The sequence below is a fragment of the Xanthomonas sp. LMG 12461 genome (assembly GCF_009192935.1).
GTDB lineage: Bacteria > Pseudomonadota > Gammaproteobacteria > Xanthomonadales > Xanthomonadaceae > Xanthomonas_A > Xanthomonas_A sontii.
Map to the genome: position 1 here is coordinate 1 of NZ_NQYT01000098.1, position 17865 is coordinate 17865.

Below are 17865 nucleotides of genomic sequence, written 5' to 3' on the forward strand. Positions count from 1 at the left end.
GCGCAGTGCCTCGACCTGGTCCTGCATCAGCGCGATCAGCGGCGAGATGACGATGCCGGTGCCGTCGCGCAGCAGCGAGGGAATCTGGTAGCACAGCGACTTGCCGCCGCCGGTGGGCATCAGCACCAGCGCGTCGTGGCCGGCGGCGACGTGTTCGACGATGTCCTGTTGCAGGCCGCGGAACTGGTCGTAGCCGAAGACGCGGCTGAGCAAGGCGTGGGCGGGGGAAGACATCTGTGTAGGATACCGCGCCGCGCAAGGGCGGTTGGCTTCCTGGTGTGCGCAAGCGCGTGTCAGGCGAACGCGCGCTGGTCTGTAGGTGGCGACTGTCTTGCGGTCGTGGCAGACGGAGCCTGTCGCGGGCCGAGATCGAAAGGCGTCGGGACTGAAGTCCCTCCCACAGTGCACCCAGCCAACGTCTCGCGCGTCTCGCGCCGCGCGAAGGGGCGCGCGGACGGCGCGCCCTGCCTGCCAGGCAGGCAGGGCGGAATCCCTTACTGCAGCAGCGAGCGCAGCATCCAGGCGTACTTCTCGTGGGTCTGCAGGCGCTGGGTCAGCAGGTCCACCGACGGGTCGTCGCCGGCGTCGTCGGCGGTCTTGAGCACCTTGCGCGCGGTGCGGCACACCGCTTCGTTGCCGACCACCAACTGGCGCACCATTTCGCGCCAGTCGGCGCTGTCGCTGAGGCCTTCCTCTTCCGGGATCGAGGTCAGCGCGGCGTATTCCTTGTAGGAGCCGGGGGCGTTGAAGCCCAGGGCGCGGATGCGCTCGGCGACGTCGTCCAGCGCCGCCCACTGCTCGGTGTACTGGGTCTCGAACATCAGGTGCAGCGAGTTGAACATCGACCCGGTCACGTTCCAGTGGAAGTTGTGGGTCTTCAGGTACAGGGTGAAGGCGTCGGCCATGTAGTGCGACAGGCCGTCGGCGATCTTCTTGCGATCGCCGCCGCCGATCCCGATATCGATGTTGGGCGCGGACGGCGCCAGGCCGGCCAGCGGCTGGCCGGCGACGGCCTTGCTGGCGGCGTTCTTGGTCTTGCCGGGGGTCTTGTTCTTGGCCATGGGAGTTCCTCTTTGGGGGTTACAGACGAGATGGCGTCACAATAGACAGACTAAAGCATGTGCTGTGATTCAACGTTCAATGGCATCCGATTGATGAACGCTATCGAAAAACCTTCCGTGCCGGCACGCCTGCGCGAACGCCGCGCCGCGATCGACGGCGCGCTGACCCGCGACCGTGGCCGCCTGCTGGGCCTATGGTCGCGCTGGCAGGCCGCGCCCGGCAATGCCGCGCTTGAGACGGCGTTCGAACAGGCGCTGCAGGCGTCGCAGGCGCGTTGCGCCGCGCGCGCGGCGCAGCAGCCGGCGATTACGTTGGATCCGCAGTTGCCGATCGCGCGCGAGGCCGAGCGCATCGTCGCGCTGATCCGCGAGCACCAGGTGGTGGTGATCGCCGGCGAGACCGGTTCGGGCAAGACCACGCAGTTGCCGAAGCTGTGCCTGGCCGCCGGGCGCGGCGCCGCCGGCATGATCGGCTGCACCCAGCCACGGCGCATCGCCGCGCGCGCGGTGGCCAGCCGCGTGGCCGAGGAGCTGCGCACGCCGGTGGGCGAGACGGTGGGCTTCCAGGTGCGCTTCAACGACCGGGTCGGCGAGCAGACCCGGATCAAGTTCATGACCGACGGCATCCTGCTGGCCGAGATCGCCAGCGACCGCTGGCTGTCCGGCTACGACACGATCATCGTCGACGAGGCGCACGAGCGCAGCCTCAACATCGATTTCCTGCTCGGCTACCTGAAGCAGCTGCTGCGCAAGCGCCCGGACCTGAAGGTCATCGTGACCTCGGCGACGATCGACACCGCGCGCTTCGCCGCGCATTTCGACGATGCGCCGGTGATCAGCGTGGAAGGCCGTACCTATCCGGTGGAGGTGCGCTACAGGCCGCTGGAGGAGGCGGGCGGCGAGGAGGCCGACGCCGAGAGTGGCGACAACGCCGGTGACCGCACGGTCAACCAGGCGATCGTGGCGGCGATCGACGAAATCACCCGGCTGGATCCGCGCGGCGACGTGCTGGTGTTCCTGCCCGGCGAACGCGAGATCCGTGATGCGCACCATGCGCTGGAACGGCGCAAGTACCGCGAGACCGAGGTGCTGCCGCTGTACGCGCGGCTCTCCAACGCCGACCAGGACCGGGTGTTCAACCCAGGCCCAAAGCGGCGTCTGGTGCTGGCCACCAACGTCGCCGAGACCTCGCTGACGGTGCCGCGCATCCGCTACGTGGTCGATCCCGGCTATGCGCGGGTCAAGCGCTACAGCCCGCGGCAGAAGCTCGATCGCCTGCACATCGAACCGATTTCGCAGGCCAGTGCCAACCAGCGCAAGGGCCGCTGCGGCCGCATCGCCGAGGGCATCTGCTACCGGCTGTACGCCGAGGCCGATTTCCAGGCGCGACCGGAGTTCACCGATCCGGAGATCCGCCGCTCCAGCCTGGCCGGAGTGATCCTGCGCATGCTGCAGCTGGGGCTGGGACGGATCGAGGATTTCCCGTTTCTGGAGCCGCCGGACGAGCGTGCGGTGGCCGATGGCTGGCAGCAACTGGTGGAGCTGGGGGCGGTCGGCGAGCCGGACCGCCATGGCCTGCGCAAGCTCACCGAGATCGGCCGCAAGATGGCGCGGCTGCCGGTGGACGTGAAGCTGGCGCGGATGCTGGTGGCGGCGCAGCAGCACGGCTGCCTGCGGCCGATGCTGGTGATCGCCGCGTTCCTGGGCATCCAGGATCCGCGCGAGCGCCCGCCGGAGGCGCGCGAGGCTGCCGACAACGCGCATGCCAAGTTCGCCGATGCGCGCTCGGAATTCGTCGGCATCCTGCGCCTGTGGGACGGCTACCGGCAGGCGCACGAGGACCTGACCCAGTCCAAGCTGCGCGACTGGTGCGGCCGGCATTTCCTCGGCTTCTTGCGCATGCGCGAGTGGCGCGAACTGCACCGCCAGCTGCATCTGCTGTGCGCGGAGCTGGGCTGGACCGAGGAGCCGGCGGAGGCCTCCCTGCGGCCGCTGCTGGCCGGCGCTTCCGCGCCCGCGCCGGCGCGCGATGCCGAGACCGCGGCGCGCGCGACCCGCGGGCAGTTGCACCGCGCCGCGCGCCTGGCCCGCGAAGGCCGCGGCACCGGTACGCCGGCCACGCCCGCACCTGCGGCTCCGCCCCCGCCACCGGCGCCCGCCGAGGCAGGGGAGGCGCCGCGCGCCAGCGAACGCGAGCGTGCCGCCGCCTACCAGGCGCTGCACCGCGCCTTGCTGGCCGGGCTGCCGACCCAGGTCGGCCATCGCACCGAGAAGGGCGATTTCCTGGCGCCGCGGCAGCGCCGCTTCCTGCTGTTCCCCGGTTCGGCGCTTGCCCGCAAGCCGCCGCCGTGGGTGCTGCCGGCGACGCTGCTGGACACGCAGAAGGTGTGGGGCCTGACCAACGCGGCGATCGAGCCGGATTGGGTGATCGCCGAGTTGCCGCACCTGCTGGCGCGCAAGCATTTCGATCCGCACTGGTCGCGCGCGCAGGGACAGGTGCTGGCCTCCGAGCAGATCAGCCTGTTCGGGCTGGTGCTGGCGCCGAAGAAGCCGGTGCACTACGGCCGCATCGATCCGCCCGGCGCGCACGAACTGTTCGTGCGCCAGGGCCTGGTGCCGGGCGAGATCAACACCCGCGCCAGCTTCGTCGCCGACAACCAGAAGGTGCTGGCGCAGGCGCACGAGGAGGAGGCCAAGCTGCGTCGCGCCGGCATCGTCGCCGACGAGGACTGGCAGGCGCGCTGGTATCTGGACCGGATTCCCGGCGAGATCCATTCCGCCTCCGGCCTGGACGCCTGGTGGAAGGCGCTGGCGCCGGAGCAGCGGCGCGCGCTGCACTGGTCGCTGGCCGACCTGTTGCCGGGCGAGGGCAGCGCCGCCGAGCGCTATCCCACGTACTTCCCGCTAGGCGATGCGCGGCTGCCGCTGCACTACCGCTTCGAACCCGGCGCGGCCGACGACGGCGTGACCCTGGAGGTGCCGGTGCACCTGCTCAACGCGCTGGACCCGGCGCGGCTGTCGTGGCTGGCGCCGGGCTTCGTCACCGACAAGGCGGCGGCGCTGATCCGCAGCCTGCCCAAGGCGCTGCGGCGCAACTACGTGCCGGCGCCGGACTTCGCGCGTGCGTTCTACGAGGCCTTCCCGCAGCCCAGCGCCGACGACATCCGTGGCGAGCTGGCGCGGTTCCTGCAGCGTGCCACCGGTGCGCCGCTGAGTGCGCTGGAGTTCGACGAGAGCACGCTGGAGCCGCATCTGCGCATGAACCTGCGCCTGCGCGACGAGGCCGGCAAGGTGCTGGCCGAGTCGCGCGACCTGGACGCGCTGCGCGCGCGCTTCGGCGAACGTGCCGGGCAGGCCTTCGCCGCGCGCGCCGGCCGCGCCATGGCCGCGACCGGATTGCGCGAGTTCCCGGCGACGCCGATCCCGCTGCAGGTGCCGGGCGAAGCCGGCGTGCCGGCGTATCCGGCGCTGGTGGACGAGGCCGACAGCGCCGCCCTGCGCATCTTCGCCGACCGTGCGCAGGCCGAGGCGGCGCATCCGCGCGGCGTGCGTCGGCTGCTGGAGATCGCCCTGGCCGACAAGGTCAAGCAGGCGCGCAAGCAGTTGCCGGTCTCGCCCAAGACCGGGCTGTTGTACGCGGCGATCGAATCGCAGGAACGCCTGCGCGGCGACCTGGTGGAAGCGGCGTTGAATGCGCTGCTGGAACAGGGGCTGGAGGCGATCCGCGATGCGGACAGTTTTGCCCAGCGTCGCGATGCCGCGGCCAAGCAGCTGTTCGGCGAGGCGATGGAGCGGCTGAAACTGGCCGAGGCGATCATGGGCGCGGCCGCGGAACTGAAGCCGCAACTGGAATCGCCGCTGATGGGCTGGGCCAGCGGCAACCTCGATGACCTTCGCGCGCAACTGGCAGCCTTGCTGCATCCGGGCTTCCTGCGCGAGACCCCGGCCACCGCTCTGGCGCAGTTCCCGCGCTACCTGCGCGCGATGATCCTGCGCGCCGAACGCGCCAAGCGCGATCCGGCGCGCGACCAGGCGCGGATGCTGGAACTGAAGCCGTTCGTCGACGCACTGGCCGACGCGGCTGCGGCCGGACGTGGCGACACGCCGGAGTGGCAAGCGCTGCGCTGGGACCTGGAAGAACTGCGGGTGTCGCTGTTCGCCCAGGAACTGGGCGCCCGCGCCGGCATCTCGGCCAAGAAGCTGGCGCAGCGGGTGGCTCTGCTGCGGTGATTGGGGAGTGGGGATGGACAGCCTACGGCTGCCGAAGAGCGCGCGGGATTGGGTGTGAGATTTCCGCGCTGTTCCCGCACCACCGGCGTGAGCAGCATTCTTGTGGGAGGGACTTCAGTCCCGACGCGTTCAGCGGCAGGCGTCGGGGCTGAAGCCCCTCCCACAACGGGGATGCGCCGCTTGGACGGTCAAGCGATCTGCTCTGCAACGGCGCGTGGTATTGGTGCCACGCACCAACGCAGTCGCGTCTTGTTGTGTCGCAGGAGCGGCTTCAGCCGCGCCCATCGTGGCGTCATGCGTCGCGGCTGAAGCTGCTCCTGCGCATACGCTCCAGGGCGATTGGAGGTGCCCTGCATTCCCGCTGCTCTGGCGTTGATGCGTCGGGGCTGAAGCCCCTCCCACAGCAGCTGCTCCTACGACATGCGATCACGGCCCTCAACCTCTCAGGGGGGCAGCAATCCTGCGAATCCCGAATCCCCCCGAATCCCGAATCCCGAATCCCCGCCCCTCAATCATCCACCCGCTCGCCCATCAGCTCGCGCTGGCGCTTGTCCAGTTCCTCGGCGTAGCGCTTGCGCACGAAGCTTTCGCTGAGCACGCCCAGGACCTTGCCCTGGTCGTCGACCACCGCCAGCTCGTCGCTCTGGGTCAGGTCGAACTGGCGCATGGCGGTGACCACGTCGGTGTCGGCTGGCAGGGCCACGTCGCGGTTGCCGGCGTAGTCGACGATGGCTGCGTCGGCGTTGACGCCATCGGCGTAGGCGGCGGCCAGGGTGACCAGACCGGCGTAATGACCGTTCTCGTCTTCCAGCACCACGCGGGTGCCCGAGCCGAGCGGGAAGCGGCGGCGGAACTCGGCCACGCTGGTGGTGGCGGCCAGCGGATGCACGTCCTTCTGCATCATCCGCCCGGCGCTGAGGTGCTTGACCCAGCCGACGTCGCGCGCGCTCTTGATGGTCTCGCCGCGCAGGTGCAGGCGCCAGGTGGAGAACGAGTAGCCGAAGATCTGGCGGACGATGGTGTTGGCGACCAGCACCGCCACCATCACCGCGCTGGCCAGCACGAAATCGTGGGTGCCTTCCAGCACCAGCATCGCCATCGTCATCGGCGCGCCGATCACCGCGGCGGCCATCGCCGCCATGCCGGCCAGCGACGCGGCGGTGCCGTCGACCAAGGCCATGCCGCTGCCGAGATTCAGCGCGCCGGCGAACAGCCCGCCGACCAGCGAACCCATGAACAGCGAGGCGAAGAACAGGCCGCCGCGGAAGCCGAAGCCCAGCGAGATCGCCGAGCCCAGGCACTTGAGCAGCAGCAGGATGCCCAGCCAGCGCAGCGAGGTCGGGCTGGTCAGGTCCAGATGCAGCGCGCCATGCCCGGAGGACAGCACCTGCGGGGTGATCAGCGCCAGCGGGATCAGCAGCAGGCCGCCGGCCACCGGCCGCGCCCAGCGCGGCAGCGGGCTGCGGTTGATGGTCTGCTCGATCGCTCCGATCAGGCGCATCACGGCGACCGCCAGCAGCGCGCAGAGCACGCCGAGCAGCGCATACAGCACGTAATCGCGGGCCTCCAGCGCCGAGGCCGCCGAAGCCGGCAGCAGGTACGGCTGCACGCCGGCCAGCTGCGACACGAACACCGCGCCCAGCGAGGCCACTGCCACCGGCGCCAGCGCCGACGGCGAGTACGCGCCGATCACGATCTCGAACGCATAGAAGGCGCCGGCCAGTGGTGCGCCGAATGCGGCGGCGATGGCCGCGCCGGCACCGGCGCCGACCAGGGTGCGGATGTCGGCGCGCCGCAGGCGCAGCACCCGGCCCAGGTGCGAGCCGCTGCCGGCGCCCATCTGCGTGTACGCCGCTTCCAGGCCGACCGAGGCGCCGACGCCGTTGGAGCACAGGGTCTGCACGGAGACGATCAGGTTGTCGCGCATCGACATGCGTCCGCCGTACAGCGCGTTGGCTTCGACGGCGTCGACCAGCTGGCGCTTGCGCGCGCGCGCGGCCATGCCGAGCAGACCGACCAGCAGTCCGCCAAGCGGCAGCACCAGCAACTGCTGCACGCTCAGGTCCGACATGGCGCTGAGCCGCTCGTCGGCCGCCAGGCCGTACAGCCAGGCCTGCGCGCCATGCGCCAGGCTGCTCTGCAGCAGGGTCAGCAGGCCGGCGATCACGCCGACCAGCAGGGCCAGGACGATGAACCACACGTCGCTGGCGCGCACGCGCCGGCGCAGCGCATCGGCGAGGCTGTGCGAGGCGTCGGCCAGGCCCGGCCGCGGACGCAGGTTCACGGCACGCAAGCCTATTTGACGCGACGGACCTTGGCGCGGGTGTTGTAGTTGTCGATCTGCATGTACCACACGCCCATGATCCCGGGGGTGATCTTCACCTTGGGCGCGGTGCGGCGCACGCTGGGCAGGCTCGCGGCCTCGGTCTGTTCCCACTCCTGGCCGTTGGCCAGCACGTAATGACGGCCCTTGGCGAAGCCGGAGAACTCGCCCACCAGGGTGCTCTCGATCGGCTCGGCGCTGCCGAAGTCGAAGAAGCCGCGGTTCTTGGTGATCACCTCGCGGCGGCCCTCTTCCTTGGCCTTCTCCAGCGCCACCGCGGTTTCCTTGGCGACCTTGCCCTGCAGCCAGTCGTTCAGCGCAGCCAGCTCCTGCGGCGACAGCTTGTCCAGCCCGGCCGCCTTGAACTCCTGCGGCGACATCTGCGTCTGCAGATCGCCGGAGACGGTGCGCTGGGCGAGCGCCGGGGCGGCGGACACGGCGAGCGCCGCGCACAGGACCAGGGGAGCGAGACGCGCAAGGGACATGGCGAGGATCCGGGCAGTGGGATGCGCCGTAGTGTAGTCGCAAGCGGTGACTGCGCACGGGATACCGGGCGCGCCGGGACCGCGTCGGCGCCCGGTTCAGTCCTCGGCGGCGGCTGGCACGTCCGACCTGCGCGGCGGTCGCCGGTACACGAAGTCCGGCGCCGGCGCGGCGGCTTCGCGCTGCGCCAGCGCCTGCAGCGCCGCGTGCGCCGGGGCGCGTTCGCACACCGGGTCCAGGGTTGCGGCATCGCCGCTCAGCGCCAGCGCCTGGCAGCGGCAGCCGCCCCAGTCGACCTCGCGTTTCGGGCAGCCCTGGCACATCTCGGGCATCCAGGCGCTGCCGCGGAAGCGCACGAAGGCCTCGCCGTCTTCCCAGATCGCCGCCAGCGGGCGCGTGCGCAGGTTCTCGAAGCGCATGTCCGGCAGGGTTTCGGCGGCGTGGCAGGGCAGCACGTCGCCGCGCGGGGAGATGTTGACGAAGCGCTGGCCCCAGCCGCCCATGCAGGCCTTGGGCCGGTGCGCGTAGTAGTCGGGGGTGACGAAGTCGATGTGCAGGCGGTCCTGCAGGCGCAGCCGGGCGGCCTCCACCGCGGCCACGGTCGCATCGATCTGCGCGCGGCTGGGCATCAGCGCGGCGCGATTGCGCAGGCCCCAGCCGTAGTATTGGGTGTGCGCCACTTCCAGGCGTTCGGCACCGAGCTCCAGCGCCAGGTCGATCATCGCCGGCACGCGTTCGGCGTTGTGGCGGTGGATCACCGCGTTGATCGTCAGCGGCAGGTCGAGCGCGCGCACCGCCGCGGCGAAGGCGCGCTTCTTGGCCAGGCTGTCGCGGTAGCCGGCGATGCGGTCGGCGCCGGCGGCGTCGGCGTCCTGGACGCTCAACTGCACGTGTTCCAGCCCGGCCACGGCCAGGTCCGCCAGCATCGGCGCGCCACCGGCCACGCCGGAGGTGATCAGGTTGCTGTACAGGCCCAGTGCGCGTGCATGCGCGACCAGCTCGGGCAGGTCCTTGCGCAGCATCGGCTCGCCGCCGGAGAAATGCGCCTGCAGTACGCCCATCGCCGCGGCCTGGTCCAGCGCCGAGCGCCAGCCGGCGGTGTCCAGTTCCTCGCGCAGGCCGGCCAGTTCGATCGGGTTGGAGCAATACGGGCAGGCCAGCGGGCAGCGGTGGGTCAGCTCCAGCAGGATCGACAGCGGCGGCGGCACCGGCGTGTTCATGCGCGCAGCAGCCGCTTGGCGTGCAACTGCTGCGCCAGCTCGCGCACGTCGCGTTCGACCTCGGCCGGGTCGGCCTCGAATTCTGCGGCCAGTTCCGCGGCGATCGTCGCCAGGCTGCGGACGCCGTCGCAGCGCGAGACGATGGCGTGGGCGATCTCGTCCAGTTCGATCACCCGCTCCGGTGCCAGCAGCACCCATTGGTCGCGCGCACGGTCGTGCTGCAGGCGCACGCCGGCGGCGAGCCGCGGTTGGCTGCTGGCGTCCAGCGTGCTCATGCCGCGGCCTGCGCGGCGTCCGGCACGAACGCCTCCGGCCATGCCACGCCCGGTTGCACGTAGGCGAAGTGCAGCGCATCCAGTTGCGACCACAGCACCCCGCACTTGAAGCGCAGCGCGTCCTGCACCAGGTGCTGCTTCTCCACGGTGTCGGCGTGGCGCTTGACGTAGTCCAGGGCGAAGTCCGAATCGCGCGGCGCCTCGTGCAGGCGATGCTCGAAGTACGCCAGCGCCTCGCGCGAGACGAAGTCGTAGTGCTGCAGCATGCCGGCGACGCGGTGGCCGATGATGCCGGGCGCGAACAATTCGGTCAGCGACGAGGCGATGGCCTCCAGCAGGCTCTTTTCGCGCACGAAGTGCAGGTAGGCCTGCACCGCGAAGCGGGTGCCGGGCAGCAGGCCGCGGCCGGACTGCACCAGGTCGCGGTCCAGCCCGAGCGCGTCGGTCAGGTGCAGCCAGCGGGCGATGCCGCCTTCGCCATCGGCGCTGCCGTCGTGGTCGACGATGCGCTGGCGCCAGATCCGGCGCAGTGCCGGGTCGTCCATCCGCGCCAGGATCGCCGCGTCCTTGAGCGGGATGCAGCGCTGGTACTCGTAGCGGTTCAGCGCCCAGGCCTGAACCTGGCCGCGGTTCAGGCGCCCGCTGTGCAGCAGGGCGTGGAAGGGGTGCTGGTCGTGGTACAGCCGCGCGCCGATCGCGCGCAGCGCGGCTTCCAGTTGATCGGGGCTCAGCAATGCGCTCACGGGCTTGGTCTCGCAGGTGATGCGGGAAGGCGGGTCACAGCGCGATCTCCATGCCGTCGTGGGCCACGTCCCAGCCGTGCGCGGCGACGGTGGAGCGCTCGGCGGAGCCGGCGTCGAGGATGGGGTTGGTGGTGTTGATGTGGATGAAGACCTTGCGGGCCACACCCAGGTCGGCGAAGGCACGCAGGGTGCCGGCTTCGCCGTCGATGCTCATGTGGCCCATGCGCTGGCCGGTCTTGGCGCTGATGCCCAGTTGCACCAGCTCGTCGTCGCGCCACAGGGTGCCGTCGAAGAACACCAGTTCGGCGCCGCGCAGGCGCTCGCGCAGGGCGTCGGTCAGCGCCGCGCAGCCGGGGATGTAGTGCAGGCGGTGCGTGCCGTCGTCGATGGTCAGACCCAGCGTCTCCTCGGCCGAGCCGGCCAGGTCGCCGCTGTGGCGGGATTCCATGAACAGCGGCACCTTGCCCGGCACCGCGAATGGTGTGACCTGCAGGCCGAGCAGCGACAGCGGTGTGTCCAGGGCGAACGGATGGCGGCGCACGTAAGCCGGGTGCAGCGCGTCGAACACCGGGTTGTGCGCCAGCAGGTCGAGCACGCGGCTACTCGCGTACAGGTCGAAGCGCTGGCTCTCGCGCATCGACAGCAGCCCGGCGATATGGTCGATCTCGCCGCTGGTCAGCAGCACCGCCTCGATCGGCGAATGGCGCTGGTCGCGTTGCGGCCACAGCGCCGGCGTGGCCAGCACTTGCTGGCGAAAATCGGGCGAGGCGTTGATCAGCAGCCAGCGCTGGCCATCGACGCTGACCGCGATGCTGGCCTGGGTACGGCGTTGGGCACCCGGGTGTTGCTGCCACGCGCGCTGACTTGCAGGCGTGTGGCAATTCCACTGCGGATGCCCTCCGCCTGCCGCCGATCCCAAAACGATGAGGTGCATCCGGTCTCCGTTTTTAGCGCCTGGCCGGTCGCGCTTCGGTCGCGGGAAGGGAGGAGTGCGCGGGTCAGAGCTCGCCGGAGGCGTAGCAGTTGATTTCCGCGCCGACGCAGATTTCGCGGATCACGGGCTTTTTCCACTTCTTCATGTGCGTTCCTCTTCGAGTCGGTCTAGGGACGACGGCAGCGGCGCATGCAGACAGCAGCGGGTCGCCGTCGCGTTCGAGCATAGGCGCGGGGATTGGGGCGGTTGTGAAATTCCGGTAAAACCGCTGCAAGTCGCAACCGGATCACAGTGACGCGGCGGTGCGTATCCGCGGGGCGCCCCGGCGCGCGGCCGGCGCAATTGTGAGAACGCGCACAAGCGCGTTAGTGTAGGCGGCACCGTTTCGTCGACTGCGTCCGTCCTTGAACCACACCGTCCACTCCGGCCTGGAGGCGTTGCTGCAGCGCCCGTCGGCCGCGACCCTGGCGCCCGCCCTGCGCGCGGCGCTGCTGCAGGCCTGGCAGGCACAGGCCGAGCCGCTGCCGCGGCTGCCGTGGCCGGTGCTGGCCGACACCCTGGACGCGCTGGCGCTGCTGTCGGCCGACGAGGCCTCGCTGCTGGCGGCGTTGCTGTTCGACCTGCCGGCCTTGCGCGCGCAGTTGCCGCAGATGCCGGTCGCGCCACCGGCGCGGGCGCAGGCGGTGGCCGGCCTGCTGGAGGCGCAGGACGCCGCCGACCCGGTGTGGGCGCTGCATGCCGGGCGCGAGGCCGGGCGCAACAGCGAAGGCCTGCGCCGGCTGCTGCTGTCGATCGTGCAGGACCTGCGGGTGGTGCCGATCCTGCTGGCGCGGCAACTGGCGCAGATGCGCGTGGCCGACAAGGCGCCGGAGGCGCAGCGCCGCGCGCTGGCGCAGCTGACCCGCGACATCCACGCGCCGCTGGCCAACCGCCTGGGCATCTGGCAGCTGAAATGGGAGCTGGAGGACCTGGCGTTCCGGCACCTGGAGCCGGACACCTACCGGCGCATCGCCCGCGAGGTCGACGAGAGCCGGGTGGCGCGCGAGCGCTACATCGAGGCGGTCAAGAAGATCCTGTCCAAGGCGCTGGCCGAGCAGGGCCTGCGCGCGGAGATCAGCGGGCGGCCCAAGCACATCTACAGCATCTGGCGGAAGATGCAGAAGAAGCGCCTGGCCTTCGACCAGCTCTACGACCTGCGCGCGGTGCGGGTGATGGTCGACGACGTCGCCGCCTGCTATGCCGCGCTGGGCGTGGTGCACGCGTTGTGGGCGCCGGTGCCCAGCGAGTTCGACGACTACATCGCCCGGCCCAAGGCCAACGATTACCGCTCGCTGCACACCGCCGTGGTCGGCCCGGAAGGGCGCACGATCGAAGTGCAGATCCGTACCCACGACATGCACGCGCAGGCCGAGCTGGGCGTGGCCGCGCACTGGAAGTACAAGGAAGGCGGCAAGGGTGCGGAGAAGGCCTTCGACCGCAAGATCACCTGGATGCGCCAGTTGCTGGAGCAGTCGCAGGACGGCGAGCAGGGCGGGCTGGCCGGGGCGCTGGACGCCGAGCTGGTCGAGGACCGGGTCTATGCCTTGACCCCGATGGGCGAGGTGATCGACCTGCCGCAGGGCGCCACGCCGCTGGATTTCGCCTACCACGTGCACACCATGGTCGGGCACCGTTGCCGCGGCGCCAAGGTCAACAACCGCATCGTGCCGCTGACCCACAAGCTGCGTAGCGGTGACCGTGTCGAGATCCTCACCGGCAAGGAGGCCGAGCCGCGCCGCGACTGGCTGCTGCCGGCCAATGGCTACCTGGCCAGCGGGCGTTCGCGCGACAAGGTGCGCGCCTGGTTCCACAAGCTGGACCGCGCGCGCAACGTGCAGGCCGGCAAGGAGCTGCTGGAGCGTGAGCTCAAGCGCCTGGGGCTGCAGCACGCCGACCTGTTGCCGGCGGCGAAGAAGTTCCATGCCGACGGCGTGGAGGAGCTGTACATCCAGGTGGCGCTGGGCGACGTCGGCCCCAGCCAGGTCGGGCGCGCGCTGCACGAGGCCGAGCGCGCCGCGGCGCAGCCTGCCGCGCCGGCCATGCCACGGCCCACCGCCCGCCGCACCGGCCTGGGCAAGTCCAAGTTCACCGTGCAGGGCGTCGGCAATCTGCTGGTGCAACTGGCGCGCTGCTGCCAGCCGGTGGCCGGCGAGCCGATCGCCGGCTACCTGACCCGTACCCGCGGCGTCACCGTGCACCGCAGCGACTGCGCCGCGTTCGCGCGGCTGGCCGCCAGCCATCCGCAGCGGGTGCTGCCGGTGGAGTGGGGCCAGGCCGGCGGTGGCTACGAGGTCGACGTGCTGGTGCGCGCGGTGGACCGGCGCTGGCTGCTCAAGGACATCACCAACCTGATCGCCCAGGAAGAGGCGCACGTGCTGGAGATCAACAGCGAGAACGTGCGCGACAGCGGCCTGGCGCAACTGCGGCTGCGGCTGAAGGTCGGCGATTACGGGCAGCTGTCCACCTTGCTCGGCAAGCTCGACGCGCTGCCGGGCGTGCACGAGGCGCGGCGGCTGGGCTGAGGGGCGTTCGGCATGCCGGCCGGGAGGCCTGCCAGCGGGTGGGCCACCTACCGTGCGCGCGGCCGGTGCGACGCACAGCTGTTCGTCATCGGGGCAACGCTAAGCTTGTGCGGTGAGCATGCCGCCGGATCAGGTCGGGGACGAACCCACGCGCAGGCAGCGGCCGGTGCCGCTGTGGCGCGATCGGCGTGTCTGGCGCTGGGCGCTGGCGGTGCTGCTGGTGCTGGGAATGACCGTGGTGGTGTTCCGCCGCCCGCTGGCCGACCTGATCTGGCCGGAGACGCGCATCCAGCAATTGCTCGATCAGGGCCACGCGGCGCTGCGTGCGGGCCGGCTCAGCGCCGCCGACGGCAGCGGTGCGCGCGAGCGCTTCGAGGCCGCGCTGGCGCTGGACAGCGACCGCATGCAGGCGCGCGTCGGGTTGGCCGCGACCGGGCGCGCGGCGTTGGGGCAGGCGCGCGCGGCGCTGGCCGCCGGCCGCTTTCCGCAGGCGCGCGAGGCGCTGGCGCTGGCGCGCGCGCTGCAGGTGCCGCGCGCCGATGCCGATCGCATCGAGGCGGCATTGCGCGCGCGCGAGGCCGCGCACGCCGGCATCGATCAACTGCTGCAACGGGCGGCGCAGGCGCGCCACGACGGGCATCTGGACGACGGCCCGGACGCGGCCCTGCCGCTGTACCAGCGCGTCCTGGAGTACGCGCCGGAACGCACCGCGGCGCTGGAAGGCCGCGAGGATGCGCTGTCGGAACTGCTGCAGCACGCACGCAGCGACCTGGCGCGCGGCGACCTGGCCGCCGCCGCGGCGCTGGTGGAGCGCGCGCGCGGCTACGACCCCGGCCATGTCGACTTGCCCGAGACCCAGGCGGAACTGAACCGGGCGCTGGAGCGCCTGCAGCGCGAGGCCGAGCAGGCCCTGCGCCGGCAACGCCTGGACGCGGCGGCACACGCGTTTGCGCAGTGGCACGCGGCGGTGCCGGACGCAGCCGGCGCCAGCGATGGCCTGGAGCGGGTGGCGGCGGCCTATGCGCTGCAGGCGAGCCGCGCCGCCGCCGATTTCCGTTTCGGCGAGGCCGAGCGCGCGTTGCGCAAGGGCCAGGCCCTGGCGCCGGATAGCCGCGCGCTGGCCGACGCGAAGCAGGCGCTGCAGCGCGCCCGGCAGAGCCAGGCCACGCCGCCCTCGCGGATGTCGCCGGCCGAGCGCGAGCGCCGCCTGCAGCGCCTGCTGACCGATCTGCAGGCTGCCGAGGCACGGGGCGCCTGGCTGACCCCGCCCGGCGCCAGCGCCTACGACACCTTGCTGGCGGCGCAGACCCTGGCGCCGCGCGATGCGCGGGTGCGCGCGGCCGAGCAGCGCGTGCTGGCGGCGCTGCGACGCTGTTTCGACGATGCCATGCGCGGCAATCGGGTGCTGGCGGCGAGCGCCTGCTACGACGCCTGGCGCGCGCTGGCGCCGGGCGGCAATGGCCTGGCCACCGCGCGGCGACGCCTGGCGCAGCGCTGGCTGGCGGTCGGCGACGAGCGCCTGAGCGGCGGCGATGCCGCGTTCGCGCGGCAGGCGTTGCAGCGCGCCCGCGCGATCGATCCGGCGACCCCGGAGCTGGCCGCCTTCGAGCGTCGCTTGCGCAGCCTCAGTCCGGGGCGTTAGTGGGCGCAGTGAAGTGGGAGCTTCCCCAGGCTGATGGTGCGGCGCGTCGGGACTGAAGTCCCTCCCACAGGGGGCGTTGAGAGGTTCCGGCGATCGGTTGTATATCCGGGGCTGCGAGCGTCTTGGTTTGCAGTGCGCGCGTGGGTGCGCGACAGCGCCCGCCGGGTGCCGGCCAGAGCGGCGATGCTCGCAACACCATTGTGGGAGGGACTTCAGTCCCGACGCGATAGAAAACGGCGCGCCACCGCCGCTCAGGCCAGGAACGCCTCGCGCACCGTGGCGCGGGCGGCGTCCAGCGAGAAGTGGGTTTCGATGTTGCGCAGGCCGTTGTCGGCCAGCCGTTGCCACAGCGCCGGATCGGCGTAGAGCTGCGCGATGGCGTCGGCGAACGCGGCGGGGTCGTCGGCGATCAGCACGTCCTCGCCGTCGCGCAGGTGCATGCCTTCCACCGCGCACGCGGTGGCCACCACCGGCTGGCCATGGGCCATGCTGAGGTTGACCTTGCCCTTGACCCCCGCGCCGAACCGCAGCGGCGCCACGGCGATGCGCATGCCGTCCATGTAGGCAGCGATGTCGGGCACGTGGCCGAGCAACTCGACGCCCGCGGTGGCCTCGCCGAGGCGGCGGATGTACTCCGGCATGTCCGCACCGATGCAGTGGAAGCGCACCTCCGGCAGACGCGTGCGCACGGCAGGAAATACCTCCTGCAGGAACCAGCGCACCGCGTCCACGTTGGGCGCATGGCGGAAGCCGCCGACGAACACCAGGTCGCGGCGCTGCGCCCACGGCAGGCCGGGGCCGGCGACCTCGTGCAGGTTCGAGATCAGCGCCGTGCGCACCTGTGGCGCCTCGCGCTGCAACTGTTCGCGTTCGACCGCGCTGACCAGCACGGTCACGTCGACCTGCGCCATCACCTCCAGCTCGCGCGCGCGCGGGTGCGCTCGGCCTCGCGCAGCAGGCGCGCATCGCCGGCCAGTTCGGCGCCGCGGCGCTCGCGCAGGTAGTGCAGGTCCACGGTGTCGAACAAGCGTCGTGCCTGCGGCGCGAACCGGCGCAGCAGCGGCAGGCAGGCGTGGGCGACGTGGTGGCGCACCAGCAGCACGCTGTGAAAGCGCGCACCGTGCTGCTGCAGGAACCAGGTCAGGTTCTTCAGGTACGGCGCGTACCACACCTCCACGCCGAGCCGTTGCAGGGTCTCGCTGTGGCGGCTGGCATAGCTGCGCTCGCTGGGCACGAACACCACGTGCGCGCCTTCCTCGAGCAACAGGCGGATCAGGTTGAGCTGGCGCAGCGAGGCGGAGTCGCGGTCCGGCTGCGGCAGCGCTTCGTCGAGGATCAGCACCTGGCGCTGCCGGCGATGCAGCAGCGCCGGCACCGGTACCTCGCCGGGTTGCAGGTGCTGCGCCAACACCTCGGCCCACTTGCTGGCGAAGACCGCACGGTTGCGCACCTGGTAGGCCTTGATCCCGCTGCCGGTGTCGGTGCCGTTGCTGGTGCCCTCGTCGTGCACCACGCGGCTGGCCGTCTGCACCAGCGTGCGCAAGCCGGCGGCGCGCACCGCGAAGGCCAGGTCGGTGTCCTCGTAGTAGGCCGGCATGTAGCGCGTGTCGAAACCGCCCAGCGCCAGGAAGCGCGCGCGCTCGATCGCCAGCGCCGCGCCGCTGCCGTAGTCGACGTCGCGCAGGTAGGCGTAGCGCGGATCGTCGGGCGACTCGAAGCGGCCGTAGCTCCAGGCGCTGCCGTCGGCGAAGACCACGCCGCCGGCATCCTGCAGGCGGCCGTCGGGATACAGCAGTTGCGCGCTGACCAGGCCGGCCTGCGGCAGCTGCGCGAAGGTGTCCAGCAACGCGTCCAGCCAGCCCGGCTGCGGCACCGTGTCGTTGTTGAGGAACACCAGGTAGCGGCCCTGCGCGCGCGCAGCGCCGTCGTTGCAGGTGGCGATGAAGCCGCCGTTGCGCTCGCGTACGTGGTAGTGCAGGCCGACCACCTGCGGCAGCCACTGCGCCGTGTCGTCGCTGCTGCCGTCGTCGATCACCAGGATCTCGCAGGGCGCGGCCGGCGGATGCGCGGCCAGCGCACGCAGGCAGGCGAGGGTATGCGCGACGTGGTTGTAGACCGGGATCACGATGCTGACCAGCGGTGCGGGACTGTTCGGCACCGCGAACGGCGCGAACGGCGCCGCGTCCACCGCGAACAGCGCGCGCTGCGGCGGCGGCAGCGGTTGCGCATGCACGCGCAGGCGCTCCCAGGTGCTGCGCCAGCCGCGCGTGCGCAGGCTGGTCAGGCCGCGCCGGACCAGGCCGGCCAGGCGGTTCAGGGCGTAGCGCGCATTCGCCCACGACATCGACATCCGGTACCACTCCAACTTAAACGAAGAGGCCGTCGCGCCGCGC

The 17865-nt window shown here is 71.5% G+C and carries 12 protein-coding genes and 1 pseudogene; 3 read left to right on the plus strand and 10 right to left on the minus strand.

What is annotated here, in order from left to right; translation table 11 throughout:
• The coding region (locus CEK68_RS19970) for a DEAD/DEAH box helicase (protein ID WP_152240424.1) at positions 1-234 on the minus strand (234 nt) is incomplete at its 3' end.
• Between the two features lie 260 nt (positions 235-494).
• On the minus strand, positions 495-1061 hold the full coding sequence (locus tag CEK68_RS19975) for a Dps family protein (protein ID WP_010344296.1): 567 nt from the start codon (positions 1059-1061) through the stop codon (positions 495-497).
• 93 nt (positions 1062-1154) lie between these two features.
• Between CEK68_RS19975 and hrpA the strand changes: the two genes are divergently transcribed.
• Complete coding sequence (hrpA, locus tag CEK68_RS19980; protein WP_152240425.1) at positions 1155-5291, plus strand: ATP-dependent RNA helicase HrpA; 4137 nt, start codon at positions 1155-1157, stop codon at positions 5289-5291.
• 508 nt (positions 5292-5799) lie between these two features.
• Here the strand turns inward: hrpA and CEK68_RS19985 are convergent.
• The 7 genes from CEK68_RS19985 to pqqA form a co-directional block, all read right to left on the minus strand.
• A complete protein-coding gene (locus CEK68_RS19985; protein WP_152240426.1) occupies positions 5800-7575 on the minus strand; it encodes a chloride channel protein in 1776 nt (591 codons plus the stop codon).
• An 11-nt stretch (positions 7576-7586) separates the two neighbouring features.
• Positions 7587-8099: a hypothetical protein gene (locus CEK68_RS19990; protein WP_152240427.1), complete on the minus strand. Its 513-nt coding sequence runs from the start codon at positions 8097-8099 to the stop codon at positions 7587-7589.
• Positions 8100-8195: 96 nt separating this feature from the next.
• Positions 8196-9317: a pyrroloquinoline quinone biosynthesis protein PqqE gene (gene pqqE, locus CEK68_RS19995; RefSeq protein ID WP_152240428.1), complete on the minus strand. Its 1122-nt coding sequence runs from the start codon at positions 9315-9317 to the stop codon at positions 8196-8198.
• Positions 9314-9592 carry a pyrroloquinoline quinone biosynthesis peptide chaperone PqqD gene (gene pqqD / locus CEK68_RS20000; protein ID WP_152240429.1) on the minus strand — a complete coding sequence of 93 codons (279 nt, stop codon included), beginning with the start codon at positions 9590-9592 and terminating at the stop codon, positions 9314-9316. Before pqqD ends, pqqE begins: the two co-directional genes overlap by 4 nt.
• Positions 9589-10335, minus strand: a complete 747-nt coding sequence (gene pqqC, locus CEK68_RS20005) for a pyrroloquinoline-quinone synthase PqqC (RefSeq protein WP_152240430.1) — start codon at positions 10333-10335, stop codon at positions 9589-9591. Before pqqC ends, pqqD begins: the two co-directional genes overlap by 4 nt.
• Positions 10336-10369: 34 nt before the next feature.
• The gene (gene pqqB / locus CEK68_RS20010) at positions 10370-11269 is read right to left on the minus strand and encodes a pyrroloquinoline quinone biosynthesis protein PqqB (RefSeq protein ID WP_152240431.1); all 900 of its coding nucleotides are present in this window, start codon (positions 11267-11269) and stop codon (positions 10370-10372) included.
• A 64-nt stretch (positions 11270-11333) separates the two neighbouring features.
• Positions 11334-11495 carry a pyrroloquinoline quinone precursor peptide PqqA gene (gene pqqA, locus CEK68_RS21355; RefSeq protein WP_226977980.1) on the minus strand — a complete coding sequence of 54 codons (162 nt, stop codon included), beginning with the start codon at positions 11493-11495 and terminating at the stop codon, positions 11334-11336.
• Positions 11496-11673: 178 nt separating this feature from the next.
• Here pqqA and CEK68_RS20020 point away from each other — a divergent pair, with 178 nt between their 5' ends.
• Together CEK68_RS20020 and CEK68_RS20025 are read left to right on the plus strand one after the other, a co-directional pair.
• Positions 11674-13830, plus strand: coding sequence for a bifunctional (p)ppGpp synthetase/guanosine-3',5'-bis(diphosphate) 3'-pyrophosphohydrolase (locus CEK68_RS20020; protein WP_193314263.1), 2157 nt, complete (start codon positions 11674-11676; stop codon positions 13828-13830).
• A gap of 118 nt (positions 13831-13948) precedes the next feature.
• Entirely contained in the window at positions 13949-15472 is a 1524-nt protein-coding gene (locus CEK68_RS20025) for a hypothetical protein (RefSeq protein WP_152240438.1), read from the plus strand.
• A 251-nt stretch (positions 15473-15723) separates the two neighbouring features.
• Here CEK68_RS20025 and CEK68_RS20030 read toward each other — a convergent pair.
• Positions 15724-17822 (minus strand): annotated as a pseudogene (locus tag CEK68_RS20030) (glycosyltransferase).
• Between the last annotated feature and the right edge of the window lie 43 nt (positions 17823-17865).